Source organism: Corynebacterium alimapuense, from assembly GCF_003716585.1.
In the GTDB taxonomy this organism is placed as follows: domain Bacteria; phylum Actinomycetota; class Actinomycetes; order Mycobacteriales; family Mycobacteriaceae; genus Corynebacterium; species Corynebacterium alimapuense.
Genome location: NZ_PTJO01000003.1, coordinates 417,212 through 442,672 on the forward strand (window position 1 = coordinate 417,212; position 25,461 = coordinate 442,672).

Consider the following 25,461-nt stretch of genomic DNA (forward strand, 5'->3'; position numbering starts at 1 on the left):
GAACTTATTGCTTAACCGGTGGGGGTGTTTTCTCGCGGGCGGGCAGTGAATGTGCAAAGATATATGCCAGTAAGTATAAGGAAGTTCAACGCGCTGGCACCCTTGTGGAATCTGCGCGTTCATGAGAAGGAGAAGACCGTGGCTGCTTCCAAAGAGATCGTGCCTGAGGTTCATAGCGGAACCTCCACCCTCGATGTCCCCTCGGCTGGCCTCGGCTGGAGCGAGCTTTCCCGGACCACCGTGCAGGTTTCCGGCTGGGTATCCGTGCTAATTATGTTGTCCTTCAATTTCGGTAACCACACCGGACACGTCGAGACCATCTGGCTGCTAGTCGTTACTGCCCTGCTGGTAGTGGGACTGCTCTACCACATGTTTGAGCCGAACCTGAACCAGGTACGCACCATTACCGGTAAGAACCAGCCGGTCGGACATGTTGAGCCTGATTGGACCTACAACCAGAAGACGCTCTCCGGCGACTACGCTTCCTTGAGCGATTCGCAGCTGCGTGCTCTCAACATCGAGCCCGCTCGTGTTGCGCACCTGCGCGAGATCGATGAGACTTCCACCGGTGCTCACGCACTGAAGTAGGAAAACCTCTGGAAAAACTTCCAGACATTAGAAAGGCCGCCTATCCCCTTCCGGGACAGGCGGCCTTTCTGTTTCCCTCGTGCTCTAGCAGATCCTAGTTGTCAGCAGGAGCCTCGGAGCTAGCGGAGCTTTCAGCACCGTCAGCACCGTCAGTGCCTTCGGCTGCTAGCTGACCACAGGCCGCCGCAATCTCCTGGCCCTTGGTATCGCGAACTGTACAGGTGACGCCTTGGGCAATAACCCGGCGCACGAACTCATGCTGGCGGTACTTCGGGGAGGCATCCCACTTAGATCCCGGGGTGGGGTTCAGTGGGATGAGGTTAACGTGAACCAGCGGGCCTAGAGCTTCGCGTAAACGCTTGCCCAGCAGATCAGCTCGCCAGTCTTGGTCGTTGATGTCTCGGATCAAAGCATACTCAATGGAGACTCGACGGCCAGACTTCTCGGCATAGTAGCTGGCTGCATCAAGCACTTCTTGGATGGAGAAGCGGTTGTTAACCGGCACCAAGGTATCGCGCAATTCATCGTCCGGGGTATGCAAAGACACTGCCAGCGTCACGCTCATATCCTCGTCGGCGAGTTTGCGGATGGCCGGGGCCAAACCAACGGTGGATACGGTGACGTTACGCTGTGAGATTCCGAACCCAGCCGGTGAGGGCTGAGTGATTTGCCGAACGGCAGAGACTACTCGTTTGTAGTTAGCCAGAGGCTCGCCCATTCCCATGAACACGATATTGGACAGGCGGGAACCTTCTGCTTGCATCACTGCAGCAGCAGCTCGAACCTGATCCACAATCTCACCGGTGGAAAGGTTGCGATCAAGTCCAGCTTGACCGGTAGCACAGAACGGGCAGGCCATTCCGCAGCCGGCCTGCGAGGAAATACACAGGGTAGAGCGCTCGGAATAGCGCATAAGCACCGATTCCAAGAGGGTGCCATCATTGAGACGCCACAGAGATTTAGTGGTGTCTCCGGCATCTGTCTCGATCGAACGCACCGAAGTCAACAAGGTGGGGAAAAGCTCCTTGGCAACCTTTTCACGTGCCTCGGCAGGCAGATCCGTCATCGTCGAGGGATCTGCCTCGAAGCGTCCATAGTAGTGACGTGCAATCTGGTCAGCGCGGAATTTGGGCAATCCGAGCTTGCCGAGTCGCTCGATGCGTTCCTCGACGCTTAGGTCAGTGAAGTGGGTTGGGGGCATTCCCCGCTTCGGAGCAGAGAACTGGAGGGTCACAGGTTCAGCCATAATGGCTCTATCTTGGCACGTCGACTCCCCCGTTACCGAATTGTTCACCTACTATCAGCGCGTGTCGGTGGCGGAGTTCTCATTGACAGCGTTGAATGTCAGATATGACACACCCTGCGCCCCAAGACAACGATCAGACTGGAACCTCTCCAGCGGTACCTTCGGTACCTGCTACCGCTGCTGTTCCGGCCAGCCCGGCGACTAAGGACACTGCGGCTAAGGACACCAAGAAAAAAGACGCTAAAAAGAAAGCCAAGGCTAGCGCCGAGAAAACCAAAGTCACCAAGTCAATGGCCGGCAGCACCTGGGCTGCCCTGATTATTGGTGCTTTGCTTTTGATCCTGTTGCTGGTTTTTATTATGCAAAACCAGCAGCTAATTGAGCTCAACTTGTTTTTCTGGACCTTTGAGTTCCCGGCCGGAATTGGCTACTTGTTCTCCGCAATCACCGGCGCGTTGATCATGGCATTAGTTGGCGGCATGCGGATGTTGGAATTGCGCCGCCAGGTGAAGAAGAAAAAGTAGCAGCAGTTAGGCAACCTTATTTGCCACAAAGCACAAGGGCGGCACGACACTGATCAGTAGGTGTCGTGTCGCCCTTGGCGTTGAACGCGAGGAACCAGCTACGGGTTGATGCTCATCTCTAGCGCGTAGTACCTCGACTAGAGATGAGTTCAGGAGCTAGTTGTTAGCCGCCGATGATGCTGAGAACTAGCCAGGTCACCATCGCTGAGGGCAACATGCCATCAAGCCTGTCCATGAGACCACCGTGACCTGGGAGCATCGCCGACATATCCTTGATGCCCAGTTCGCGTTTGAACTGGGACTCCACCAGATCTCCGAGCGTCGCGCAGATGACTAGACCGATACCCATGATCGCGCCAATCCACCATTGGTGTTCTAAAAGCAGAGAGACGGTCAGTGCGCCAGTGACGCTTCCTCCAATGATGGATCCGGCAAAGCCTTCCCAAGACTTCTTCGGGCTCACAGCTGGAGCCATGGGATGGGAGCCAAACATCACGCCAGCGATGAAACCACCGGTATCAGAGGCGATCACGCACAGCATAAAGGTAACAATATAGGCCCCAGCCCAGGTCCCATCAGAAGGAATAAGGGAGAGCATCGCCGCAAAAGAGGCGAATAGTGGAATCCAGGTGAGCACAAAGATTGCCACCGCGGTATCGCGCAAGTAGTTCTGCGGTGCGGTATTTGGCCCGTGATAGAACAGCCGGCCAAACATCATCACCAGCACTGCGGTGACATAGGCAGCCACCAGCCCGGTGGTATCAAATGGCCAGGACAGCCACACCATTGCTTGCCCCAGCAGGATCATTAAGACCCGAGGTACCTGGTAGGAATGCTCGCGTAGTCGGGTGACTACTTCCCACGTAGCCACTCCAACTGCGACCGCAACTAGTAGATACCAACCGAGCGGCCCACTCCATACCGCCAAAAGCACGAGGGCTCCGAGTGCCAAACCAACACCGATAGCCTTCGGCAAACTTCGGCCGGCCGAATTCTTCGGCTTAGGAAGATGATCTACCGGTAGCACGCGCCGTGAGGCTGAGTCGGGGGCTCCGTGGCTGCCGATGACGTGAGCGTCGGGGGCGTCACTCACCTGGAACCTCCTGGTGTGGTCAATGTTCGTGGGGGGATCAGAAAAAGCAAGAGAAGGTTAAACCTCCATTAGCTCTGCTTCCTTCTTGCTCACCAGCTCGTCGATCTGAGTGGCGTAGGTCTGAGTGACCTTATCTAGTTCTTTCTCCGCTGCCTGGACTTCGTCCTCGCCAGCGTCGCCGTCCTTTTGCAGCTTCTTGAGCTGTTCCATCCCTTTACGACGGATGTTGCGGATGGCGATTTTTCCGTCTTCGCCCTTGCCCTTGGCCAACTTGGCCATGTCGCGGCGACGATCTTCTGTGAGCTGCGGGATGGTTACACGCAGCACCTGACCGTCATTGGTGGGGTTGACGCCCAAATCGGAGTTACGAATCGCCTTCTCGATGGCCCCCATGACATTGATCTCATAGGGGCGGATGAGCAACATCCGCGGCTCCGGTACTGAGATGGTCGCCATCTGAGTAATCGGAGTGGGCGAGCCGTAGTATTCCGCGACGATGCCATTGAACATCGCCGGGTTCGCTCGGCCGGTGCGGATCGTGGTCAAATCATCGCGCGTGTGCTCGACGGAATGGGTCATACGGTCCTCGGATTCGAGGAGGATCTCGTCAATCATGAAGAGGCTTCCTTGCAGTCAGGGTTCTCGGTGGGGTGCGGGCAAGTAATAATCACCGGCAGCAGCCGGCAGTGAATTCCTGGCAATCCAGGCCAAATCTACCAGGTAGGCAGGTCAGGATCGGACCAAAGTGCCAATCTGCTCACCGGCAACCGCGCGGGCAATATTGCCCTCAGTCAGCAGGTTGAACACGAGGATCGGCATGGCATTATCCATACACAGGGAAAAAGCAGTGGCATCCGCAACCTTGAGGCCCTTTTCAATCACCTGGCGCGGCGTGATCTCACTGAAGAGTTCAGCGTCTGGATTGGTCCTTGGATCATCCGAGTAGACACCTTCTACGCCCTTGGCAAGGAAGAGTACATCGCAGCCGATTTCCAAAGCGCGCTGAGCGGCAGTGGTATCGGTGGAGAAGTATGGCATGCCCATGCCAGCGCCAAAGATGACCACTCGGCCCTTTTCCAGATGACGGACTGCACGCAGTGGCAGGTAGGGCTCGGCGACCTGCGCCATGTTGATAGCGGTCTGGACGCGTGAGCCAACCCCCTGCTGCTGCAGGAAGTCCTGCAAAGCCAAGCAGTTCATAACGGTGCCAAGCATTCCCATGTAATCCGAGCGGGCGCGGTCCATTCCACGCTGTTGGAGCTCTGCGCCGCGGAAGAAGTTTCCGCCGCCAATGACAACTGCAATCTCTGCGCCTGTTTGGGCGACTTCAGCGATTTGGCGGGCGACATTCTCGATGACGTCGGGGTCAATACCAACATTGCCACCACCGAACATCTCACCCCCCAGCTTCAGCATCACTCTCTTGTAGCCGTGTCGCTTGGGACTGTCGGTGTTGTCAGCGGTGGTCACCGGTGGCTCTCCTTTTAGTTCGGTAAATCGTATCGGATTCATCCTACAGACCTCGTGCGCGCTTACCTGTGCGACCTGCCTCTCGCGTCAGATTGAGATCAATATCTGGGCACGAAAAAACCCACCCCATCCATCCGCAAGGAACGTGTGTGGTGGGTTTAACTGGTAGCTCAGGCGGATTTAGGCCTGGCCGACCTCGAAACGAGCGAAAGCGGTCAGGGTAACGCCAGCCTCGTCCATGATCTGCTTAACGTTCTTCTTGGAGTCGGCGACAGAGGCCTGCTCCAACAAGACGACGTCCTTGTAGAAGCCGCCCAAGCGACCCTCGATAATCTTCGGGATAGCCTTTTCCGGCTTGCCCTCTTCGCGAGTGATCTGCTCGGCGATGGAGCGTTCCTTCTCGACGACCTCGGCCGGAACGTCTTCGCGAGTCAGGTAACCGGCCTTGAGAGCTGCCACCTGCATTGCGGCATTCTTAGCCGCGGCCTCAGCCTCTTCGCCTTCGCCGGTGTAGGCGACGATGACGCCGACTGACGGGGGCAGATCAGCGGAACGGTGGTGAAGGTAGACAGCAACTTTGTCGCCTTCGACGGTCACGGCGCGACGCAGCTCGAGCTTCTCACCGATCTTGGCGGAGAGCTCCTGCAGGACGTCAGCGGCGGACTTGCCATTGACATCAGCGGCGGCGAGCTCTTCCTGAGAGTTAGCCTTGACAGCAGCAGCGCCCTGGGCAATCTGCTCAGCGATGTCCTTGAACTCAGCGTTCTTGGCCACGAAGTCGGTCTCGGAGTTGATCTCGACCATGGTGTTGCCGGAGACAGCGACTAGGCCTTCGGTGGCGTTGCGCTCTGCGCGCTTGCCGACATCCTTGGCACCCTTGATGCGTAGGATCTCGATGGCCTTATCCAGGTCGCCAGCGGTCTCTTCAAGAGCCTTTTTGCAATCCATCATGCCGGAGCCGGTGATCTCGCGGAGCTTCTTGACATCTGCTGCAGTGTAGTTCGCCATAGTTCGGGCGATCCTCCTCGTTTAGGAAAGTGTTCGTTCACAAAGCGTACTCGATGAAAAAAGCCCCCGCCGCGCGTACGCGACTGGCGGGGGCCTAGTAAGGCCGGAAGGCTCTTTACTTCTCAGTAGCCTCGGCGGCCGGTGCGGTTGCGGGATCTTCGGTAGCTGCAGGAACCTCGGTAGCTTCGGCGGCCGGTGCGGCTGCTTCTGCGGCGGGGGTCTCGGTAGCTTCGGTAGCCTCGGCGGCCTTCTCGGCGTCGACTGCTGCCTTCTCTTCGGTGTCGCCAGCGGCATCCTTAGCGGCGGCGAGCTTGCGCTCTTCGCGAGCCTTCTTGCCCTCTTCCACGGCGACGGAGATCACGCGGGAAAGCAAAGCGGTGGAGCGGATGGCGTCATCGTTGCCGGGGACCGGCCACTGAACGACGTCCGGGTCACAGTTGGTGTCCAGGATGGCAACAACCGGAATTCCGAGCTTGTGAGCCTCGCTGATGGCGATGTGCTCTTTATTGGTGTCGATGACCCACATAGCGGAGGGGATCTTCGACATGTCAGCGATGCCGCCGAGGACGCGCTCGAGCTTGGTGCGCTCGCGGGTCAGCATGAGGATTTCCTTCTTGGTGCGGCCATCGTAGCCACCCTCAGCTGCGTCCATTGCCTGCAGTTCCTTCATGCGGTGAAGGCGCTTGGAGACGGTCTGGAAGTTGGTGAGCATGCCACCGAGCCAGCGGTGGTTGACGTAGGGCATGCCGACGCGCTCAGCTTCGGTCTGCACTGCCTCTTGGGCCTGCTTCTTGGTGCCGACGAACAGGACGCTTCCGCCGTGGGCGACAGTCTCCTTGACGAACTCGAAAGCCTCGTTGATGTAGGTCAGGGTCTGCTGAAGGTCGATGATGTAGATACCGTTGCGGTCGGTGAAAATGAAACGACGCATTTTCGGGTTCCAACGGCGGGTCTGGTGTCCAAAGTGGACGCCGGCATCAAGAAGTTCGCGCATGGTAACAACAGCCATGTCACGCTCGCTTTCTAGTAGATTTTCGGTTTTCTGGTGCAAAATGTGCAGGTTTTTATCCTGCACCCTAGCGACAAAGCCGACGCCGACACCCGGTTACCCGGGACCTAGTCGACGCTGGGGTTTTCCGGCATAAACACCGGAGATAATGTCGCGCGTAGTCAATGAATCTGGCATGGCAGACACACTGCTGTCGCCAATCATAGTCCCTGGTATGGGTAGCGCCAAAACCAATCCACAGACTTCTCCACAGGCATTACCCACAAGAGAACCCCTGCCCCACCATCCACAGGTGGCCCGACAGCTCCACAACGCTATCTGGAGGCTCGATCTAGTCTGCCGAGTATGACGCTGCCTATGACGCCGCTTATAACAAAGCCCCTAAGTAGCTGGCTTGTGGCCGTGACCGCGATCAGCTCATCGTTGTGGTGGTCTCCACCTGCTGCTGCCTATGTCGACCCCAGCACTGGCCACAGCACCGCCCAAAAGGTAATTCGGGCCTTCGATAAACCGGAGCATAACTGGCTGCCGGGTCACCGCGGGGTCGATTTAGCACTCGAAGTCGGCGAGCCGGTGCTGGCAGCTGGAAGCGGTGTTGTCGTTTTTGCTGGGAACGTGGCCGGCACCCCGACAGTCTCTATCGATCATTCAGATGGAGTTCGCACCACTTATCAACCGGTATTCCCCTCGGTGGTTGAAGGCGAACATGTCACCGAAGGCAGTGAGATTGGGAGTCTCGCCCACGCAACAGATGGTTGGGAAGGATTGCAATGGGGAGCACGTTCTGGCCCTGCCCGCGATGAGTATCTCAACCCACTCAGCTTGTTGGAGCTGCCGACAATCAGACTCAAACAGATTTAGGATCTCAGGCTCGTGGATGAGCGCGGGTATAAACCTCACGGAGCCGTTCTGCAGAAACGTGCGTGTAGATTTGAGTGGTCTGCAACGAAGAGTGCCCTAAAAGTTCTTGGACTTCCCGCAGGTCGGCTCCACCTTCCAATAGATGCGTTGCTGCGGTGTGCCGCAGCTCGTGTGGGGTGACCTTGTGGCCGCTGACCATGCCAGCCCGCTCGACGATTCGGCGCACTTGACGTGGATCAATCCGCCCACCGCGGACCCCGACGAACAAGGCCTCCGAATCCTGCGCGGCCATTGTTGAGCGCCCTTGTTCGAGCCAATCGCGAACAGCGGCAGAGGCGGTTTCTCCGAACGGGACCACGCGCTGTTTGTCGCCTTTACCTAACACCCGGGCGCTAAATCTCTGTAGATCAATATCTCGAAGATTAAGTCCAGTCAGCTCCGAGACTCGAATACCGGTGGCATAGAGCAATTCCAGCATGGCACTATCCCGGAGAAACTCTGGCTCGGTGGCGGAGGCCGCATTACCGACAAATTCCCCTGCTTGAGCCTGTCCCAATATCTCCGGCAATGGACGGCTGACTCTCGGTGCAATTAATCGGGCGGCCACATCACTATCAAGGTGTCCTTGGCGCACCGCCCAAGTAGAAAAGGAGCGCACAGCTGCGGTTCGACGCGCCAGAGTCGCCCGCGACTTCCCATTAGCCACGGCTTCTGCCAGCCACGACCGCAGCGCATTGAGAGTAAAAGCATCAAAGGTAGGCACACGTTGAGTCAGATCAAACAGGTCTGAGCGATAACCGCGCACCGTGGCAGCAGAGCGCCCCAGGACGAGGCGGGAGTGCTCCGAGAAGTCCTCAATAGCTTCTCCTACCTGCGTAATCTGCTTGCCTGGATTATCCATAGCACCCGATACTAGTCTCGGTGCTCGCCTACCCGGAACCACGTGGATCCTTCGCGCCCAATCAGCGCACGTCGGTGAAGATCCATCAGTAGGTGCACCACCAGCGGCAGCGGCAGACCTGCACCAGCGGCAATATCTTCAGCGCTGACGGCCGCGGAACCGCAAGCATCAAAGATCCGCAATTCATTGCGTGAGAGGCTCTGAGCAGGGGTAGCTGCGAAAGCCAACTCATACTGCTGGGTCACGTCCAAGGCTCCGACAGCGCCTAGCAGTGCCCGGATCTCATCAGCGCCGGTGACCAGCTGCGCGCGACCGGAACGGATGCGTTCATGACAACCCAGGGATCCGGCTCCGGTAATCGGACCAGGCACCGCCATGGCCACCCGCCCCAGTCCCTCTGCCCAACTCAGAGTGTTCAACGCCCCCGAACGCCAGGCAGCTTCCACAATGACGGTGCCGGCAGTTAATGCTGCAACAAGCCGATTGCGGGTGAGGAATCGGTGCCGTTGCGGAGTAGTACCTGGTGGATATTCGCTCAGGACACATCCTTGCCCGGCGATCCTCTCCAGCAATGCCGCATTGCGTGCTGGATAGACTCGGTCGATTCCGCATGCGGCCACCGCTACGGTATTCCCGCCGGCAGCCAGTGCTGCTTCATGGGCTGCGGTGTCAATGCCGAAGGCGCCTCCAGAGACCACCGTCCACTGGTGGCTGGCTAGTCCAGCCACTATTTGTCGTGTCGCCTCCACCCCATAACGAGTCACTGCCCGGGTTCCCACCACTGCTACCGATTGAGCAACCAGCCCAGTCAAGTCTGCGCCCTTTGCCCACAATGCATGTGGTGGTACCGCATCTGCCTGGTAGCTACGAAGATGCTCACTGCGTCCAGTGGCTGCAAACCCAAAAGCTTGGTCTAGTTCTGCACCTGGCCACTCCTGATCATCTGGGCTTATCAGTCGTGCTCCCACGGCAGCCGCAGCTTCTAAGTCCGCCGCTGACTGATCATGGTTATAGCGAGCTTGCGTCTGCCGACCCAATTCCCCCAGCCACTTCGCCCGGGTTCTCACTCCCCTGGCAATGTCATCGGCGTCACGGCCAGCCGACAATAGCTCTTGGAGTGGCCTGGATGGCCCTTCGATGACTCTATTGAGATAGGCCCATGATTCTGGCTTGCTGCTCATGCTGCCTGCCTTACTTGGTCTGCGCCGCGAAGCTCTACGGCTGAAGCAACGTGACCTAGATCCGGGCGGAGTTGTCCTTCCAGATCGCATATCGTCCAGGCGAGTTTGAGCACCCGATCCACTCCTCGTTGGCTGAGCCTCCCATCAGCGAGCAAAGCAGTAATCATCGCCATCCCAGCATCTTCAGCCGGATAATGACGGCGCAGTTGATGCGGATCAATCCTGGCATTATTCGACTGACCCATCCCGCATTTCAACCATCGATGTAGCGCGCGTTGTCTAGCCAACAGCACTCGCTCGGCGATGCTCTCACTAGGTTCGGCATCATCACTCGATAACACGGCGCCCACGTTGGACGTCCGGACAACAATGTCGAGGCGATCCCGCAGCGGACCGGAGAGGTTATTGAGATAGTTGGCGCGTTGCCGCGAGCTACACCGACAAGCAGTCGGGTCTTCTGCGGCACACCGGCAAGGGTTAGCCGCCAGAACTAATTGGAAACGCGCCGGGAATATCACCTCCCGGTGCTTTCGGAGCAAGCGAACTCGACCGTCTTCCAGTGGAGTGCGCAACCCATCCAGGATGGCCGCTGGAATCTCCGAGGCTTCATCCAAGAGCAGCACTCCGTGGTGTGCCAAACTCACTGCTCCGGGCCTGGGGTTGCCTGATCCGCCACCCAAGAGTCCTGCTCTGCTCACCGAATGATGCGGGGCGACAAAGGGCGCCTGGTTGATCGCACCGCCAGCCACTCCTTCCGTACCCGCAACAGAATGCACCGCGGTAGCCTCGAGCGATTGCGCCCGATCAAGCCCAGGCAAGATGCTGGGCATACGAGCTGCGATCATGGATTTTCCAGATCCCGGTGGACCAATGAGAAACATGTGGTGCCCACCAGCTGCTGCGACCTCTGCTGCCCGGCGCGCTTCTGGTTGGCCTGCCACATCAGCAAAATCGGGCAAGTGAGGCCTGGCTGGGTCTGGCAGCTCAGCGGTGCCGTTGTCCAACTCGCGTTTTCCACCGGCCCATTCCCAAGCGTGTGTCAACGTAGGTGCGATATAGACTTCTAGGTCCTCGACCAAGCTGGCTTCGGCGGCATTGGCTGGTGGAATCAGCGCCCGCTTGAAGCCCTGATTTCTGGCGGCTAATAATGCTGGCAACACACCGGCTACCGGCCGAATATGGCCGTCGAGCCCCAACTCCCCCAGTACAAGCGTCTCTGCCAGCTGGGCGGATCGTTCCGGATGCTTGGCTGCGAGCACTGCCAGTGCGATGGGAAGATCATAGTGGGAACCGGATTTTCGCAGCGACGCTGGGGACATGGAGACGACGATCTTGGTGCGTGGCCAGTCCAGCCGTGAATTGGCTACTGCAGTGCGAATACGATCGCGTGATTCAGTGACCGCAGTATCTCCCAGGCCTACGAGGTGGATCCCGGGTAATCCGGGGCCAATATTTGCTTCAACGGTGACAATCCGTGCCTCCACTCCCAGCACGGCCGCTGTAAAGGTCCTAGCGAGCGCCATGTTCGACTCCCCGATAAAGGCCCACCTCGAAGCCGTTGCCTGTGCGCATCGAGATCAGCACGACGACGTCGAAACGCACGTTCTCCACAGATCGGCCTCTCAACCATTGCGCTGCCGCCCGCCGCATTCGAGCAAGTTTGCGGCCGGTCACAGATTCGGCCCCGCCGAAGGCCCGACTCGAGCGGGTTTTAACCTCCACGAACACGATTGTTCCGTCGCTCTCGCGCACGATGAGATCGAGCTCCCCCACCGGATAGGCGATATTTCGACCGATGATTTCCGCCCCACCTTGGCGATAGAGCTCGGCGGCTCGTTGTTCTCCTCGACGCCCCAACCTGGCACGGCGACGATTCTGAGTTGATGTGGTCATGTAGTTCCCCCCTGGAATCAGCGTCCTTATCGACGCCCCCACCTTCTCTAGGTTGTGCCGAAGCAACAAGCCCTGAAAACAGGAAACGGGCCGGGGACTGTGGACAACAGTCAGTTGTCCACAGTCCCCGGCCCAGCCAGGTTGACGTGCCCGATTAATCGGGCATGATCAGATCCGGTTTATCCAGTTCTTCGATGTTGACGTCCTTGTAGGTGATAACGCGGACATAGCGAACAAACCGCGCGGAGCGATACATGTCCCATACCCACGCATCCGACATCCGAACCTCGTAGTAGATGTCTCGCCCGTCATTGTGTGGGATCAGTTCCACTGCATTAGCCAGGTAGAACCGCCGTTCGGTCTCCACGACATACGAGAACTGGCTGACCACGTCCCGATATTCGCGGTAGAGGGAAAGCTCGACCTCCGCCTCATAGTTGTCGAGTTCCTCAGCGCTCATGCCGTGCCTTCCTCCTGCTCAACGGTGTCTGTCCACGTAGGGCCGCGCTCCTGCGTCCACTCCAGGTGCGCAGCCGCGACATTGGCATAAGTGTATCGGTGCTCGGGCGTGCCACCGTGACGGCGCACCGCAGCCAAGTGAGTCTTGGTGGAGTAGCCCTTATGCCCGGCTAGACCGTACTCCGGATAGCGGGCATCCATCTCGACCATGTGGTGGTCCCTGGTGACCTTGGCCAACACACTGGCCGCAGAGATGCTTCGAGCAGCTAAATCTCCGCCGATAATGGGCAAATGTGCCACCCGTAGACCGGGAATGCGCATGGCATCTGTAAGCACATACCCAGGTGCGGCATCTAACAGAGCCACCGCACGCCTCATACCGGAGATATTGGCGTGCTGGATACCGCGGGCGTCGATAGCTTTGGCGCTGATGGATATCACTGACCACGCCACTGCAATCTCTTTGATGAGGGGAAAGAGCCGTTCTCTGGCACGAGGAGTGAGCTTTTTAGAGTCTGTCAGGCCACTCAGCTCTGGGATCTCACCGTCTGGCAGGATGCAGGCTGCAATAGTGATCGGTCCGCAGCAGGCGCCTCTTCCGGCTTCATCTACTCCCGCAACCGGGCCTAAACCATGCTCGGATAACAGTGCCTCAGGTTTAAGCGACATCGAAAGCTACTGGATGTCTGGGTCTTCAACCAGACCAATGCGGTTGAACGGGAAGATAATCGCCTGGACCTTCCCGCGGATATTCTCCTCCGGAATGGTCCCCTGGTATTCATCCCCCATGTGGGCACGTGAGTCCGCGGAGTTGGTGCGGTTATCGCCCATCATGAAGTAGTTGCCCTCAGGGACCTCGAGTGGTCCGAAGTAGGCACCGCCGCAGGCTTCTGAGCCGGTAGTGGTATCGACTGGGTAAGCCGATGGCTGCAATGTGTAGGACTGATCGATCGGAGAACCATCAACCATCACTGCAGTATCTCCAGCTTGGCAAGAGACAGTCTGTCCGCCGGTGGCAACAATGCGTTTCACCAGGTCATTTTCATCCGGTGCAACTAGGCCGACATAGGATCCGAGATTCTGGAGGCTACGAACCACATCGTTGGTGGAGCGCTGAGAGACAAACCCGGAGTTCCAGGAGTCAGTGCCCTTGAACACCACAACATCGCCCGGTTCCGGATCGGAGAAGCGGTAGCTGACCTTGTCGACAAAAATTCGGTCGCCGGTGCAGCCTTCACAGCCGTGCAGAGTGGGCTCCATCGATTGCGATGGAATCATGTACACCCGACCGACGAAGGTCTGGAGAAGGAAAATCACCAATAGCGTGACCACAATGACCACCGGTATTTCGATGTACCAGGGTGCCGACTTCTTCTCCGATTCATTCACGGGAGACAACGATACCAGCCCAGGCATCTCTGTCTGCGCCCGTAGACTCGGTTCCATGTCTCAGCAAGTTTCCCCTTTCCGCGCTCTCGTGGCGATGCTCGCGCATCACCGGGGCGCGCTCATCCTTGCGGTGGTGCTGTCCCTTTTCGGGGCGGCCCTCGGTTTGGCCCAACCGATGGTGATCAACGAGATCATCAGCCGAATCGGTCAGGAACCCGTTAATCTCCTGATCTGGGCGCTAGTGGGACTACTGCTGCTGTCTTCCGTGGCTTCAGCCGCCCAGATCTATGTCATGACCAGGACTGCTGAGTCCGCGGTATTAAGTACCCGACAAGATCTGCTTGGTCGGCTCCTAAGACTGCCTATTCCCTTCTATGACTCGCATCGCAGCGGTGACTTAGTCACTCGTTTGGGTTCAGATACCACGCTGGTGCGCTCTGCGTTTACCGGCGGTCTTGTTGATGCGATTGGTGGCGTGGCCACCATGGCCGGCGCCATCGTATTGATGGCTTTGATCGACCCGCTCATGCTCGGCATTGTCCTAGGCGTGGTTTCAGTCGCCCTAATCGCGGTGACCACGACGTCCAGGTTCATCCAGCGCTACACCACCAAAGCTCAGGAATCTGTGGGAGCCCTCGGCGCCGGTATGGACCGAGCGCTGCTGGCGCTAAGAACTATCCGGGCGACTGGCTCCCAGGAGCTCATCGAAGATGATCTGCGCACTGATGCAGATGCGGCCTATCAGCAGGGATTGAAAATCGCCCGTGTTGAGGCTCTGCTGTACCCGGCCACTGGCCTGGCAATGCAGGGCAGCTTCCTCGTGGTCCTAGGCGTCGGCGGTGCACGAGTAGCATCCGGCACGATCTCCGTAGCCGATCTTGTGTCTTTCGTGCTCTACCTATTTATGGTCTCCAGACCACTGGGATCCATTTTTGGCGCAGTGACCACCATCCGCCAGGCGATGGGAGCCCTGCAGCGAATTCAAGAAATCCTCGCTGAGGAACCCGAATCTAGCGATGGCACGGTGGCAACACCTGCCCATTCGCTCGCTTTCCGGGACGTCTCATTTTCCTATGACGACAAAGAGCAGGTCCTCCAAGAAGTCTCTTTTGAGGTGGCAGCTGGGTCCAAGACCGCGATCGTCGGCCCTTCTGGCTCTGGAAAATCGACCATCTTGGCACTGCTCGAACGCTTCTACGACCCCATCACTGGACAAATCCAGCTGGGGGAACAAGACATGGCAGGGTTGACACGGGCGTCGATACGCGAAGTCATCGGGCTGGTAGAACAGGAAGCTGCAGTGCTCGCTGGCAGCGTGCGCGAGAACCTACAATTGGGCGCGGCCAACGCCGACGATGAGCGGTGCTGGTGGGCACTCGATCAAGTCAATCTGCGCTCTAGATTCGAGAACTCAAGTGGTCTAGATACCGTTCTGGGTGATCGCGGAGTGAGCCTATCTGGCGGTCAACGACAACGCCTGGCGCTGGCCCGAATGCTACTGATGGATACACCCATACTGCTTTTGGATGAACCCACCAGCGCAGTCGATTCCCGCAATGAACAACTCATCTTGGATGCCATCGATACTTCCGCCCAGGGGCGAACACTAGTTATCGTGGCCCATCGCCTTTCGACGGTCACTGATGCCGACCGCATCATCGTGATGGACGCCGGCCACGTCGTGGGAGTTGGCACCCATCAACAATTGCTCGCTTCCAACCAGCTCTACCAAGACCTGGCCACTAGGCAGCTGCTGAGCTAGACGCCGTGGCAGCGACATAGCTAGTGGAATAAACCCTCATTTCTGCGTGATGGGCATTGCTGCGCAGCAGAGTTTTTAAGCCTGCTCTGGGACGTTTTACCGGTCCTTCCGGATTTAGAGTGCGTTGATCCTGTTGTATAGCTGGCCGCACAATACAGTGGTGGAGGTTCCGGAAGTCTAGGGCGATGCCGCGCAAGCGCTCGAGCCGGCCGTTGGACGAGTAAGCAAGGATCTTTGCCCGTCGTTTCCACATCGTCTGGCCTAACTGGCCGAGCTCTTGGACCCCAGCGGAGAGATCTTTCCGGATTCGGCACAAGACCTTGTGCATCCCGCCTCTTCCCGATTCGGCAATCGGGATGTTCCTACGCTGCGATGATCTCCTGATTCGTCCAGTAGGTGACGTCTACAGTCGTGTGTTGTTCGTGGTCGACCGGAACTACGTCGATCGTGCAGACACCATGCCCGATTCCGGTGTCGGGAAGGAGAACCGCTGGATCGCTGGCCTGCCCGCCAACCGCGACAGCGCGACGCCAATCGCGACCCTCCGGGAACGTGCCACGCGCCTCGAGCAGCAGGACTTACGCACCAAACCGTCGCAATGGCGCAGTCCTGCTCTCGCAGGCGAGGCGCATTTCGAGTACGGCGATGCGACCCATAACGCTTTCACCTGGGGCTTCGGCGACTCGGAGTTTGGTTTTAACGTCAGCGGGTGTGGGAGTGACTCTGTGTATGTGTATAAGGACGGGATTAAAGCTGTCGGCGTTATCCGAAGCGGGCAGACGGAGGACACCGGTCTCGCACATCACTTGACGCCGGGTCGGACGGTTAATCCGCGCGTCGGCCAGAGCGTCGTGCTTATGAATAAGCCTCTGCGTCTTTAATGGCGGTTTCCGTAGCTTTACCCAATCGCTTAAAAGCTTTAAGCGAAAAAAGAACGAGAAAGATGACCCCACAGACGGCAGCTACGCTAAACATCGTGTGAGCTTGCTCTATGAGTCGCTCCGCTTCATCTAAGTCATTGCCAGTCTGCAGATACATTAACGCGTTGTGGACTGAATTAAATCCCATAGCGAACGCCACGCAGGTAATTAGTGCTGATCCCAACTCGGAAATCCAAATGAAAGCCTTCATTCTCTTACCCTATGTTGTGGCATTGTTCTCCACGGAATTGGTCACCAACATGCAGGCGGGCACGCTGCTGGGACCCCGACTCCACATATACGTTGGTGGGTCCAGTGTCAGCGACGGCACCAAAGCTGCACCCGACGTGTGTCTGCCCGACGAAAGTGTTGTGGATCTGGGCACCATTTCGGTTATGACTTTATCCGGCTGTTCCGGATTTAGGGTGCGTTGATTCGTGCCTCGAGCACCTACGCGGCATCGCACTGGGCTTCCGGAATCTCAACCACTATATCTTGCGGTCACTGATCCACTCGGGAGAGCTCCAAGGAAAGATCAACGCACTCTAGATCCGGAAGAGCCGTTTTACCTCTGCACTAGAATACTAATTCCTTAAGCAGTGCCTAGCATGCCGAACACTAGAATATACGTTGAACCAAGTTTTCAACTTGAGGCCATTGGGCAGTCACAGTGTTGGGACCATGCTACTGACGCTAGAGTTTTCCCCACCGAGAAATAGATGCCCCACATGAATGCTCGATACAAGACTCTCAGCATCGCAATCATAACGGCATTGGGGCTCACTAGCAGATACAGTTCTCAAGACGTCACAACGACCACAGATTAGTGGCCCTTCCGGTTTTAGAGTGCTTAGTCAGATGAAGATTGCTGCAGCTTATTCTACGCGGCGTCACACCATGTAAAAGTGCTGCCAGGTCAGAAGATGCGAGTTACCAAGCTTCCTTTTGACCGTTCCTGGAGCCTGTTGTACAGCTAAACTTCCCCGAATCCGATCCCAGAATTCCGTCCCAAATCCTCATGGACTTGGCCTCACCACTATCAGGTGGGAACTCATGTCCACCTGATCATCTCAGATTCGGAAGAGTCATTTAGGTAATTCTCGGTCTAGGAACTTTCGGATCTTATACTACTCTCACTATCAGCTACTTTTCGTGTGGCCTTTTTAGAAATAAGTTCATCATTATTTCGATGATGACAACAAAAGAATAGAATTGATGCCGAGATAAATCGCAGCAAACAGACTCCAAGAAAAATAATGGCAGTACTGGAATTAATTATCCTTGAGACATATCTTCACTTTGCCATCGTCAAAATTTAACTAGGTTGACATCAAGATCCCATGGCAACACTGTCAAGATAGAGAATGTACGAAAGTATCGCACTTAATTGACCCTATTGCAGGCAAGTAAAATGCACACTATCCTAGATCAGGATTGGGCATTGACGTCACTGATCGTTGACCACACTCCTAGCCCTCAACTGTCTGACATCAGAACAGAATGATCAGTGCCGTGATACTCAAATATGCCCACGCCCTTGCGTCCTCAATCAGAAGGTAACTAGTGCTGATCATATGAACAACGATGGCCCACAAGAATCTCACATCGAGATATCCCCGAGTGAGGCGAGAGCGCTCCTCGAAGAGGTGGAGACCATTGAAAAGTCTGTCGCCTGGAAGCCTAACTCCGTAGTCAGCGTCTTGGTGGCATTGACTGCGTCAGCCGTGATCGTGGTTTCTGTGTGGGATTTCTTCGGATGGACTTTCGGATTACTCGCCATCACAGGCATCCTGGCGTTTCTGTTTCGCAAGCAGCTTATAAATCCCCATATCCGGGCACGTCCATGGCAAAGATTAGATCAGGATATCCACCTAAAAGGAAATAAGTGGTGGATAGACTTTGGCTGGTTCTTGTGGCTACCAGTGATAATTCTACTCCCATCGGAACCACGCTGGCCGGGCTTGATCGCAGGCCCGCTGGCAGGCCTATTCATCTATTACTACTTTAAGAATGCCGGTCTCCCCCGTTGAATGCGCATACCGAAATTGATCCTGTCCTCTATCCCATTAATCGGTTACGGATCTGCACTGCTTTGAAAGCTGCTGGCGCAACCGAAGGAGGAGGGGTGGACCGGGAAATGAAGTTCACAGTTCTCCAAGAATTGGCTACTTTAAGCGATGCTGAGTTATCAGAGCAACTGGGTGAATTGCAGTCTCACGGATATATCACCCGGCACCGAGAATATGGCTCCAGTCGTCCTAAAGATACTGTCTGGATATCCCTGACTGCTGTCGGGGATGCTGCGCTAACTAAGCATTTGTCAGCGCTACGCTCGATTGCAGGGGCTACTGGAGATGATCAACCTGATAGAAGTGACGAAGAGCAGAATTAGCCTCTTAGTACAGCATCAGGCTAAACCGGCCCGTTATGATTTAGAGTGCGTTGATCCTGTTGTGCATTTGTCCGGAGTGGATCAGGGATCCGCACAATATAGTGGTTGAGGTTCTGGGATTTTGAGACGATTCCGCGCAGGTGCTCAAGCAGTCAGCTGATCGTTTCGATCGGTCCGTTGGATGACTCGCAACGATGGCCATGGCATCTGATTATCTCTCGCTCCTGCCATCAGCCTCCCCCAGTCTGCAACAGCACGAAAAAGTCCCTATCCATTCACTTCAAGTGAATGGATAGGGACTGATTAAACGAGTTTTAGTCGTTTAACGCACGCTAAGTAATTAGCGCTTCTCCTTGATGCGAGCAGCCTTACCGCGCAGGTCGCGCAGGTAGTAGAGCTTCGCACGGCGGACGTCACCGCGGCGGACGACCTCCAGCTTCTCGATCGTCGGGGAGTGAACCGGGAAGGTACGCTCCACGCCGATGCCGAAGGTAACCTTGCGGACGGTGAAGGTCTCGCGGATACCGGAGCCCTGGCGGCGGATAACGACACCCTTGAACAGCTGGGTACGCTCGTTGGAGCCTTCGATGACCTTGACATGTACGTCGAGGGTATCGCCCGGGCGGAAGGACGGGATGTCTTCGCGCAGCTGTGCTGCGTCAACATGGTCGAGAAGATTCATGGAGATTTCCTTTTCAGTTCTGGACAGAGGACCCTGGCGGCATTTTTCCTCATGGAACGCTCGGCCGGTTCGTATCCGATACAAGTCTCATCGCCGCATCTAGTGACAGGCACGGACAACTAGACCATTTTGTCACGCCAACACCTTGGGGATCAAATCAGCTTGATCGGACCGAGGATATTAGCGCCCTAGCCCGGCGCGATTGAGCGCATCTGCCATGCTGCCGGAGTTGTGGGAGGACTGCTTTCGAGACTTATTAGGCTTATTGACTTTGGCCACTTCCCCACCTTTGCGCCGGCTGTGACGACTGTTGTCCCGATTCTCCCGCTGAGGCTTCTTGGCCGGCACCCCTGGCTCATCATCAAGCCGCAAGCTCAGGCCAATGCGTTTGCGCTCGATATCAACTTCCATCACCTTGACCTTGACTACTTGTCCAGAGCTGACAATCGCGTGCGGGTCAGAGACAAAGGTAGTGCTCATCGCCGAGACGTGGACCAATCCATCTTGGTGAACGCCCACATCCACGAAGGCGCCGAAGGCAGCGACATTGGTAACAACCCCTTCGAGGATCATTCCGGGAGCCAGGTCGGAGAGCTTTTCCACGCCTTCCCGGAAGGTGGCGGTCTTGAATTCTGGGCGCGGATCGCGGCCAGGTTTATCCAGCTCAGCGATAATATCGACGACCGTAGGAACACCGAAGTTCTCATCGGAAAAGTCCTGCGGGCGCAGGCTAGTGAGCACTCTGGTGTTGCCGATGAGTTCAGCGATTCCGAGGCCAGTGGCTTCTGCGATCCGCCGGACCACCGGGTAGGACTCGGGATGCACAGCTGAGGCGTCCAAGGGGTCAGTACCGCCACTAACGCGTAAGAATCCGGCGCACTGTTGGTAGGCCTTGGCTCCTAGCCGAGGTACCTTGAGCAGTCCTTTGCGGGAGCTAAAGGCGCCGTTGGCATCGCGATAGGCAACGATGTTTTTCGCCAGAGTGCTGGTAATTCCGGCGACTCTTTCCAACAGTGGAACTGAAGCGGTACTCAAGTCCACGCCCACTGCGTTGACGGCCGATTCCACCACGGCGTCAAGAGTGCGTGCCAAAGCTGGCTGGTTGACGTCGTGTTGATACTGCCCCACTCCGATGGCTTTGGGGTCGATCTTGACCAATTCTGCCAAGGGATCTTGCAGTCGCCGGGCGATGGAAACTGCCCCACGCAAGGAGACGTCCATCGTGGGAAATTCTGCTGCTGCTAGGGCTGAGGCCGAGTAGACCGAGGCGCCAGATTCACTCACTACGACGGGGACAGGTCGTGTGCCGCCGGCGCTAACAATCAGGTCAGCGATTTCTTGACTGAGTTTCTCAGTCTCCCTAGAGGCGGTGCCGTTGCCCACGGCCATTAGCTCCACTCCGTGGGTGGCACAGAGGCTAGCCAGCTCTTGGCGTGCTTGATTCCAGCGATTCTGCGGCTGGTGTGGATAGACAACCGTGGTAGCTAACACCTTGCCGGTGGCATCGACTACGGCGCATTTGACGCCGTTGCGAAACCCTGGGTCAAGGCCGAGGGTGGCCTTCTGCCCGGCTGGTGCAGCTAATAGAACATCGCGCAGGTTGGTGCCGAATACGCCTAATGCGCCAGATTCGGCGCGTTCTTTGAGTCGGGTCCGTACATCCCTTCCGGAAGAGACTGCGAGTTTGGTTCGCCAGCCACGGTGGACCGCATCAGCCAGCCAGGATGAGGAATGAGTCTCTAGCTCAAAGCTCTCAGCAATCATCGTCTCGTAGACATAGTCTTCACCAGCATCGAGGTTTAAGCGCAGTACCCCTTCGGATTCACCGCGCAATAATGCGAGGATCCGGTGTCCAGGAAGCTTGCTAAAGGGCTCTGAAAAGGTGAAATAGTCCTTGAATTTCGCCCCCTCGGATTCTTTCCCAGCGATTACTCCAGCACCTAGCGTTCCTGTGTTAAAAACTCGTTCGCGGATCGCTCCGACTAAGTCGGCATCGAGTGTGAACCGGTCAATGAGGATGTCCCGCGCACCGTCCAAGACCTCCGATACGTCGACGAATCCTTCCGTGCAATAGCCTGCGGCCAGCGTGGACGATTGGGCAGAGGGCGAGGCGATGAGGGCGTCGACAAGCGGCTCTAGCCCTGCCTCGCGGGCGGCATCGGCTTTGGTCCGGCGACGCTTCCGGAAAGGCAGGTAGAGGTCTTCGAGCCGGGCTTTGGTCTCACATCCCAGGATCTGAGCCCGGAGTGTCTCGGTGAGCTTTCCCTGTTCCTCAATGGCGGTGAGAATGGTGTCTTTGCGTTCAGCCAGTTCCCGCAAGTAGGTGGCGCGTTCCTCGAGTGTGCGCAACTGTGTGTCATCGAGCCCGCCGGTGGCTTCCTTGCGATAGCGGGCGATAAACGGGACGGTATTGCCTTCAGCGAGCAAAGCTAGGGCTGCTTCGATTTGGCTTTGGCGGACACCAAGTTCACGGGCGATAGTGGTGGCGATCATTGTGGCCATCCTAGTCGCCAGGTTCGAAGCACTACTGATGCTGCCAGGCGCAAGCCGCATTGACTCCGGGTTCGGTGACACCTTCCAGGCTGGTTCCATACCAATAGGAATCTTCCGGGAGCGTGGCAACGACAGCTTGGGTGGCATCTTTTAGCGCCATGTCAGAGGAGCCGTTGACGATAATTCTGTGCAGTACCTCGACGATCGGTGGCCGTCCCAGCACCTGCGAATACTGGGTGACCAACATATTGTCGGGTTCGCAGGTGAGATCAACAGTTTGCGCGTGAACAGAATCCACCAGGAATCCATGCTCGGCTAGTGCTGCCGGTAACTGCGGGGCAATTTCTTCCCATTCTTCAGGCCGAATCAGCAGGTTGAGGTCGGTGGAGATGGTGCGCATGAGCTGCCTCCTAGGTTGCTGAGGGTAGTCCTCTTATCAACTCTGATTCGGACTGCTTTGTTCCCTCGGGCTATCCGCGGTCAAGTACTGATTGATCTTGGGGGGTTAGTTCTACCCCGGCTAGTAGCTCAGGGCGGACGGCTTGCGTGCGCAACAATGCTTGATCACGGCGCCAACGCTCCACGATCGCATGATTGCCGGAGAGCAACACCGGCGGGACTTCCAGCTCACGCCATACACGGGGCTTGGTGTAGCTCGGTCCTTCCAACAACCCATCAGAAAAGCTATCTTCCTCATGGGATCGACGATTGCCCAACACTCCTGGGATAAGCCGGACGATAGCCTCAGCAATGACCAAGACAGCTACCTCTCCCCCGATGAGTACATAATCACCGATGGAGACTTCACGTACTCGGTATCGCTGTGCGGCATCTTCTACTACCCGCTGATCGATGCCCTCGTAGCGCCCGCAGGCGAAGACGATATGGTGCTCTTTCGCCCAGCTCTGTGCATCTGCTTGAGTAAACGGCTTGCCGGCTGGGGTGGGCACGATGAGCAGCGGAAGATCACTGTCCTCTTCTGCCTGAGTCTCTGTGTCGCTGTCATCGTGTTGCGGGCGCAGCAGGTGGGGGTTAGCCGAAGCTAAATCCTCAGCCCGTGCTGCTGGGCCAGTACCATCTGCGACATCGTCGAGGGCAGGTCCCCATACCTCAGGTTTCATCACCATGCCAGGTCCGCCACCATAAGGTGAATCATCTACCGAGCGGTGGACATCGCTGGCCCATTGACGCAAATCATGCACACCGACGGAGAGAATGTCCTTCTCGATGGCGCGTCCTAATAGAGCGTGGCGCAGCGGATCAAGGTATTCAGGGAAGATGCTGAGTACATCTAGTCGCATACTCACAGCTCTAAGAGTCCTTCCGGCGGAGTGATAGTGCAGGTGCCTGCTTCTAGGTCGACCTCGGGGACGATGGCATGGACGAAGGGAATGAGCACCTCACGTGCGCCTTCGGTCAGGGTGACTTCGAGGGTCTCGCCAGCTGGACCGTGCAATACCCCGGTGACCTTGCCAATAGCGAGACCATCAAGGATCACGTTCAGGCCCTCGAGCTCATGATCATAGAAGCCCTCATCGTCATCTTCGCTCTCTAGCGGAGCGGCCATAAACCGGGTACCGCGCAGGGCATCGGCGGCATTGCGATCAGAAATCTCTTTGAATTTGATCAGCAACCGAGCCTTATGGGAACGCACTGTGTCCACCGTGAGCTCATGAGTACGGTTACCTTGGCGCCCATCGAGGACTTCTCCTACTGCGAACCTGCTTTCTGGTTCGTCGGTGGAAAGTTCCACGGAGACTTCCCCACGAATTCCATGCGATTTGATCACTCGGCCGATCATCAGTTCCATGACGATGAAGTTTATCCGAGCGGCTTAGCTAATCCGATTTGGGTGGCACCGAGAGCATTTGGGCATGAAAAAGGGCCCTGCGTTTGTGGAAAATACTTTCCGCAAACGCAGGGCCCTTTTTAGCAGTGAGAAGCTTTACTCAGCGGACTCTTCTGCGGGAGCCTCAGCGGCCTTCTCAGCGGCAGCAGCCTTGTCGGCAGCTTCCTTCTCAGCTGCAGCCTTGGCCTCAGCCTCTTCCTTGGCCTTACGCTTCTTGTCAGCGACAGACTCAAGGGACGGGCCATTGTTGGCCTCGGCGAGTGCTTCGTTGAACAGATCCAGCTTGGCCGGCTTCTCCTCCGCGACGCGCAAGGTACCCTCGGCGCCCTCGAGGCCCTTGTACTTCTGCCAGTCACCGGTGACCTTGAGCAGTGCGAGAACCGGCTCGGTCGGCTGTGCGCCAACGGAGAGCCAGTACTGTGCGCGCTCGGAGTCAATGTTGATCAGGGAAGGCTCGCGCTTGGGCTCGTAGGTACCGATGTTCTCGATGACCTTGCCGTCGCGGCGGGTGCGAGCGTCAGCAATGATGACGCGGTAGTGCGGGGAGCGAATCTTGCCGAGGCGCTGGAGCTTGATCTTGACAGCCATGTTAATTCCTTAACTGTGGTCACTGGGCAGTTCAGACATCCATCGCGTTTCGATGGACCGGTTCAACCCTTGGTTTTATCTGCGTGTGACTCAGACCGTCCGACCGTGGTCGGTGTCGGCTTGACGCAGTAACTCGAGAAATTATACAGGGCTAGTCGGCACAGACGAAATTGCCTGCACCTCCCCCTGCATCTATGCGCCCACCAGAGACCGTGAACAAGTCTCCCGGCTGACATTCCAGCTCTTTACACAAGACCAGGAGGGTGGAGAATCGAACCGCTTTGGCGCGGTTGTTTTTTAGCTTGGACAGGTTCACGGGAGTAATACCAACCCGCTTGGAGAGCTCCGCAATGGTGAGATCGCGGGCGTCGAGAAGCTCGGCCAAATGACAGTGAACATTCATGCCTAGACCAAACCCTCCTGCTCCTCTTCCAAAAATGCAGAGCGTCGGAAGACATAGACAAATGATGACAGAACGGAGATTATCAGCAGCCAGAGGACATATGCCTGACTATCAATCGTGGACATGAAGTCCCACTGAGCTAGAACGTCATGAGTATTGGCGGCGAAGTTATTTCCCATATGGGTAATAAACTGACCAACTCCCCACAGTATAAGTGCGGTAAGGGCAAACTCAACCAAACGCGCCATAGTGCGAGTGACACCGCCCTGGCGTCCGAATCGAATGGCTACAACGGCAAGCAGACTCGCTGCAACCAGTAGTGCCAGAGTCGATATCGCATAGCCAACCAGGTAATAGCCCAGCGGACCACCTTCAACAACCCCGAAAGGTACTCGACCCTGATCGAGCTGTGGCCCCAACAAGGGGGCGACGGCAACGTCGAGGGTCTGGGTGCTCACAGTCTCGACCACATCGCCGATAATGAGTCCAAAAATCAGAACAAAAGGGACAATAGCGCCCCAGGTGGGCAGATGTCCGGCGCGTGAGGTGAACATGGGAATCTCCTAGCCGCTGTTGAAAGTAGAAGCTCAATTGGTTCCAACATTAAGCACCAACATATCGCTTTACGATATGTCGATTATCGATATAGTACATCGATAATCGATATGAATGCAAGGGATTCCCTCACTCTTGCCACCAAAAAGTCCGCCATGCCAATCGGCACGACGGACTGCAGCGATAGTTCAGGAA

At 56.8% G+C, this 25,461-nt stretch carries 28 protein-coding genes; 6 read left to right on the forward strand and 22 right to left on the reverse strand.

The window, feature by feature from the left end; genetic code table 11:
* The first annotated feature begins 138 nt into the window (after window positions 1-138).
* Window positions 139-588 (forward strand): DUF2631 domain-containing protein, encoded by a 450-nt coding sequence (locus C5L39_RS03300; RefSeq protein ID WP_245974862.1) that lies wholly within the window; start codon window positions 139-141, stop codon window positions 586-588.
* Between the two features lie 94 nt (window positions 589-682).
* On the opposite strand, the gene rlmN is transcribed toward C5L39_RS03300, so the two are convergent.
* A complete protein-coding gene (rlmN, locus tag C5L39_RS03305) occupies window positions 683-1,834 on the reverse strand; it encodes a dual-specificity RNA methyltransferase RlmN (protein WP_123047450.1) in 1,152 nt (383 codons plus the stop codon).
* A gap of 95 nt (window positions 1,835-1,929) precedes the next feature.
* On the opposite strand from rlmN, the gene C5L39_RS03310 reads away from it, so the two are divergent.
* The gene (locus C5L39_RS03310; RefSeq protein ID WP_425453835.1) at window positions 1,930-2,358 is read left to right on the forward strand and encodes a LapA family protein; all 429 of its coding nucleotides are present in this window, start codon (window positions 1,930-1,932) and stop codon (window positions 2,356-2,358) included.
* Between the two features lie 163 nt (window positions 2,359-2,521).
* On the opposite strand, the gene C5L39_RS03315 is transcribed toward C5L39_RS03310, so the two are convergent.
* The 5 genes from C5L39_RS03315 to rpsB form a co-directional block, all read right to left on the reverse strand.
* Window positions 2,522-3,385 carry a phosphatidate cytidylyltransferase gene (locus tag C5L39_RS03315; protein ID WP_123047801.1) on the reverse strand — a complete coding sequence of 288 codons (864 nt, stop codon included), beginning with the start codon at window positions 3,383-3,385 and terminating at the stop codon, window positions 2,522-2,524.
* A gap of 123 nt (window positions 3,386-3,508) precedes the next feature.
* A complete protein-coding gene (gene frr / locus C5L39_RS03320) occupies window positions 3,509-4,066 on the reverse strand; it encodes a ribosome recycling factor (protein WP_123047452.1) in 558 nt (185 codons plus the stop codon).
* Between the two features lie 114 nt (window positions 4,067-4,180).
* Window positions 4,181-4,867 (reverse strand): UMP kinase, encoded by a 687-nt coding sequence (pyrH, locus tag C5L39_RS03325; protein ID WP_425453845.1) that lies wholly within the window; start codon window positions 4,865-4,867, stop codon window positions 4,181-4,183.
* Between the two features lie 234 nt (window positions 4,868-5,101).
* Window positions 5,102-5,929: a translation elongation factor Ts gene (tsf, locus tag C5L39_RS03330; protein WP_123047454.1), complete on the reverse strand. Its 828-nt coding sequence runs from the start codon at window positions 5,927-5,929 to the stop codon at window positions 5,102-5,104.
* A 115-nt stretch (window positions 5,930-6,044) separates the two neighbouring features.
* Window positions 6,045-6,938 carry a 30S ribosomal protein S2 gene (gene rpsB / locus C5L39_RS03335; RefSeq protein ID WP_123047455.1) on the reverse strand — a complete coding sequence of 298 codons (894 nt, stop codon included), beginning with the start codon at window positions 6,936-6,938 and terminating at the stop codon, window positions 6,045-6,047.
* Window positions 6,939-7,295: 357 nt separating this feature from the next.
* Between rpsB and C5L39_RS03340 the strand changes: the two genes are divergently transcribed.
* Window positions 7,296-7,799: a M23 family metallopeptidase gene (locus C5L39_RS03340; RefSeq protein ID WP_123047456.1), complete on the forward strand. Its 504-nt coding sequence runs from the start codon at window positions 7,296-7,298 to the stop codon at window positions 7,797-7,799.
* A 4-nt stretch (window positions 7,800-7,803) separates the two neighbouring features.
* Here C5L39_RS03340 and C5L39_RS03345 read toward each other — a convergent pair whose 3' ends face one another.
* From C5L39_RS03345 to lepB, 7 genes are all read right to left on the reverse strand, one after another.
* Window positions 7,804-8,700, reverse strand: a complete 897-nt coding sequence (locus C5L39_RS03345; protein WP_123047457.1) for a tyrosine recombinase XerC — start codon at window positions 8,698-8,700, stop codon at window positions 7,804-7,806.
* An 11-nt stretch (window positions 8,701-8,711) separates the two neighbouring features.
* Complete coding sequence (gene dprA / locus C5L39_RS03350) at window positions 8,712-9,881, reverse strand: DNA-processing protein DprA (protein WP_123047458.1); 1,170 nt, start codon at window positions 9,879-9,881, stop codon at window positions 8,712-8,714.
* Complete coding sequence (locus C5L39_RS03355) at window positions 9,878-11,404, reverse strand: YifB family Mg chelatase-like AAA ATPase (RefSeq protein WP_123047459.1); 1,527 nt, start codon at window positions 11,402-11,404, stop codon at window positions 9,878-9,880. Before C5L39_RS03355 ends, dprA begins: the two co-directional genes overlap by 4 nt.
* Window positions 11,391-11,774 carry a YraN family protein gene (locus tag C5L39_RS03360; protein ID WP_123047460.1) on the reverse strand — a complete coding sequence of 128 codons (384 nt, stop codon included), beginning with the start codon at window positions 11,772-11,774 and terminating at the stop codon, window positions 11,391-11,393. The genes C5L39_RS03355 and C5L39_RS03360 overlap by 14 nt, the downstream gene beginning before the upstream one ends.
* A 154-nt stretch (window positions 11,775-11,928) precedes the next feature.
* The gene (locus C5L39_RS03365; protein WP_123047461.1) at window positions 11,929-12,234 is read right to left on the reverse strand and encodes a DUF2469 domain-containing protein; all 306 of its coding nucleotides are present in this window, start codon (window positions 12,232-12,234) and stop codon (window positions 11,929-11,931) included.
* Window positions 12,231-12,902: a ribonuclease HII gene (locus tag C5L39_RS03370; RefSeq protein WP_123047462.1), complete on the reverse strand. Its 672-nt coding sequence runs from the start codon at window positions 12,900-12,902 to the stop codon at window positions 12,231-12,233. The genes C5L39_RS03365 and C5L39_RS03370 overlap by 4 nt, the downstream gene beginning before the upstream one ends.
* A 6-nt stretch (window positions 12,903-12,908) precedes the next feature.
* Window positions 12,909-13,622, reverse strand: coding sequence for a signal peptidase I (lepB, locus tag C5L39_RS03375; protein ID WP_342767886.1), 714 nt, complete (start codon window positions 13,620-13,622; stop codon window positions 12,909-12,911).
* A gap of 55 nt (window positions 13,623-13,677) precedes the next feature.
* Here lepB and C5L39_RS03380 point away from each other — a divergent pair, with 55 nt between their 5' ends.
* Window positions 13,678-15,384 carry an ABC transporter ATP-binding protein gene (locus C5L39_RS03380; protein WP_245974863.1) on the forward strand — a complete coding sequence of 569 codons (1,707 nt, stop codon included), beginning with the start codon at window positions 13,678-13,680 and terminating at the stop codon, window positions 15,382-15,384.
* A gap of 413 nt (window positions 15,385-15,797) precedes the next feature.
* Window positions 15,798-16,265, forward strand: a complete 468-nt coding sequence (locus C5L39_RS03385) for a hypothetical protein (protein WP_126268722.1) — start codon at window positions 15,798-15,800, stop codon at window positions 16,263-16,265.
* A gap of 1,639 nt (window positions 16,266-17,904) precedes the next feature.
* On the opposite strand, the gene C5L39_RS10640 is transcribed toward C5L39_RS03385, so the two are convergent.
* On the reverse strand, window positions 17,905-18,084 hold the full coding sequence (locus C5L39_RS10640) for a hypothetical protein (RefSeq protein ID WP_126268723.1): 180 nt from the start codon (window positions 18,082-18,084) through the stop codon (window positions 17,905-17,907).
* A gap of 246 nt (window positions 18,085-18,330) precedes the next feature.
* On the opposite strand from C5L39_RS10640, the gene C5L39_RS03410 reads away from it, so the two are divergent.
* Window positions 18,331-18,696: a transcriptional regulator gene (locus C5L39_RS03410; protein WP_123047468.1), complete on the forward strand. Its 366-nt coding sequence runs from the start codon at window positions 18,331-18,333 to the stop codon at window positions 18,694-18,696.
* Window positions 18,697-19,036: 340 nt separating this feature from the next.
* On the opposite strand, the gene rplS is transcribed toward C5L39_RS03410, so the two are convergent.
* The 8 genes from rplS to C5L39_RS03450 form a co-directional block, all read right to left on the reverse strand.
* On the reverse strand, window positions 19,037-19,378 hold the full coding sequence (gene rplS, locus C5L39_RS03415; protein ID WP_123047469.1) for a 50S ribosomal protein L19: 342 nt from the start codon (window positions 19,376-19,378) through the stop codon (window positions 19,037-19,039).
* A gap of 180 nt (window positions 19,379-19,558) precedes the next feature.
* On the reverse strand, window positions 19,559-21,871 hold the full coding sequence (locus C5L39_RS03420; RefSeq protein WP_123047470.1) for a Tex family protein: 2,313 nt from the start codon (window positions 21,869-21,871) through the stop codon (window positions 19,559-19,561).
* Between the two features lie 31 nt (window positions 21,872-21,902).
* Window positions 21,903-22,271, reverse strand: coding sequence for a hypothetical protein (locus C5L39_RS03425; protein WP_123047471.1), 369 nt, complete (start codon window positions 22,269-22,271; stop codon window positions 21,903-21,905).
* 70 nt (window positions 22,272-22,341) lie between these two features.
* Window positions 22,342-23,172, reverse strand: a complete 831-nt coding sequence (trmD, locus tag C5L39_RS03430) for a tRNA (guanosine(37)-N1)-methyltransferase TrmD (RefSeq protein WP_123047472.1) — start codon at window positions 23,170-23,172, stop codon at window positions 22,342-22,344.
* A 2-nt stretch (window positions 23,173-23,174) separates the two neighbouring features.
* The gene (rimM, locus tag C5L39_RS03435) at window positions 23,175-23,681 is read right to left on the reverse strand and encodes a ribosome maturation factor RimM (RefSeq protein WP_123047473.1); all 507 of its coding nucleotides are present in this window, start codon (window positions 23,679-23,681) and stop codon (window positions 23,175-23,177) included.
* Window positions 23,682-23,816: 135 nt separating this feature from the next.
* On the reverse strand, window positions 23,817-24,308 hold the full coding sequence (gene rpsP, locus C5L39_RS03440; RefSeq protein WP_123047474.1) for a 30S ribosomal protein S16: 492 nt from the start codon (window positions 24,306-24,308) through the stop codon (window positions 23,817-23,819).
* 151 nt (window positions 24,309-24,459) lie between these two features.
* Complete coding sequence (locus C5L39_RS03445; RefSeq protein WP_123047475.1) at window positions 24,460-24,711, reverse strand: helix-turn-helix domain-containing protein; 252 nt, start codon at window positions 24,709-24,711, stop codon at window positions 24,460-24,462.
* 2 nt (window positions 24,712-24,713) lie between these two features.
* The gene (locus tag C5L39_RS03450) at window positions 24,714-25,265 is read right to left on the reverse strand and encodes a hypothetical protein (protein ID WP_123047476.1); all 552 of its coding nucleotides are present in this window, start codon (window positions 25,263-25,265) and stop codon (window positions 24,714-24,716) included.
* Between the last annotated feature and the right edge of the window lie 196 nt (window positions 25,266-25,461).